This is a genomic window from Komagataeibacter intermedius TF2 (genome assembly GCF_000964425.1).
GTDB classification, from domain to species: domain Bacteria; phylum Pseudomonadota; class Alphaproteobacteria; order Acetobacterales; family Acetobacteraceae; genus Komagataeibacter; species Komagataeibacter intermedius.
In genome coordinates this window covers 1-223 of the sequence record NZ_BANF01000806.1, presented here as the reverse complement: position 1 = coordinate 223, position 223 = coordinate 1, and the positions used below count along the sequence as shown (strand labels likewise).

General features: G+C 54.7%; 1 protein-coding gene. It reads left to right on the top strand.

The features are described from left to right. Nucleotides 1-75 precede the first annotated feature (75 nt). Nucleotides 76-223, top strand: a 148-nt coding sequence (locus B7449_RS19305; protein ID WP_209426808.1) for a transposase, incomplete at its 3' end; no start/stop codon positions are given.

Genomic DNA, 223 nt, shown 5'->3' with positions numbered 1-223 from the left:
TAGGGCCTGTTAGATCTTGAAATTCTTCCCATATTGTAGGGATGGAAGAAGGAGACGGAACAGGCACTTTTACGGATGAGACGTTGGGCGATCTGGGAACCTCTGATCGAGGAGGTTCGCCCGCGGGGCAGGACGCCGCCACATGATCTGCGGCGGACGATAGCAGCGATTTTCTGGCATCATGAGAATGGTGCGAAATGGCGGAGTATCCCCGCTGAACTGA